The organism is Calditrichota bacterium, assembly GCA_013152715.1.
Classification (GTDB): Bacteria; Zhuqueibacterota; Zhuqueibacteria; order Thermofontimicrobiales; family Thermofontimicrobiaceae; genus 4484-87.
In genome coordinates this window covers 1-1,124 of the sequence record JAADFU010000210.1, presented here as the reverse complement: position 1 = coordinate 1,124, position 1,124 = coordinate 1, and the positions used below count along the sequence as shown (strand labels likewise).

General features: G+C 48.9%; 1 protein-coding gene. It reads right to left on the bottom strand.

Translation table 11 applies throughout. The features are described from left to right. Nucleotides 1-1,124 (bottom strand): TonB-dependent receptor (locus tag GXO74_16810; protein ID NOZ63317.1); only part of this gene is annotated, 1,124 nt, incomplete at both ends.

Below are 1,124 nucleotides of genomic sequence, written 5' to 3'. Positions count from 1 at the left end.
AATTGCGCTGTTTTACCTGCCACAGAAAACGCACGATTTAATTCCAACTGCACAAAAGCGCCAAACACATTGCGGTCGTCAACCGTGAATTTTGTGCTTTCCAATTTTTCAACGCGCTGCTCCAATCCCGTTTGAATTTTCAATGTTTGTGTCAGATAATAAATACCGCGCCAATTTACTCCCAGAACTGTGTTTTCATGTTTATCATCGACCGGAGTCCAGCCGTCGGGATTGGTGTAGTGAAAAGTATTTTTGTTCATAAAAACATTTGTTTGCAGCCGAATTCGATCTGCAATCTGATTATCGCTCAAAACAGAAACAAGCCGGCGTTCATTTTCCGCACGAGCATTTGGTGTTGTCATGGGCGCGCCTGTCCAGGGATTAATTTTTACGGAACCGGCAACTCCTTTTTCTGAATCATGCCCGTGGAAAATGAGTTGTAATTTATTTCCGGAATTGAAATCAAACCCGGTTTTGAAAAAGAGATTGTCGCCTTTGTAATCGTTGTTTTCGCGCGTGGCTTTGGCGCCGCTCTCGGGCATTTCAAATTCAAAATTCCCATCGCTCTGCGCGTGATTGAAATCGATGAGGTAGGAAAATTTGCCCCAACGCTGTGCCCCGAAAGCATTCAACTCACGCGTGCTAAAAGAACCCACTGTACTCTGAAAACCAAATGCCAACGGCGAAGCCGCGTTCAGCGTTTTGCTCATGAGATGAATGGCGCCGCCGATAGCATCGCCGCCCAGAAGAGCGGAGTGTCCGCCGCGCACGACTTCGATGGTTCCCAGCGCAGAAACCGGGAAAGCGTTCAAGTCAACGCCGCCGCCCTGGCCTGTGTTCAGGCGCACGCCATCCAGCAGAACAACGACCTGGTTGGTATTGGAGCCACGAATCGACGGAGAAACCACGCCGGCTAATCCGTCATAATTTTTGACATACAGCCCGCCGACGGACTCGATGGCTTCCGCTGCCGTGGTTGCCGTCATTTCCTGCAATTTCGCTTCTGTCAAAACTTCAGCGGAAGTGGTCACTTGCGATTGCTTGTGCTCGGACAAAGTTGCGGTCACGATCACCGGATCAAGCTGGATAACTTCGGATTGAAGATGGAAATCCAATTTTTTGTC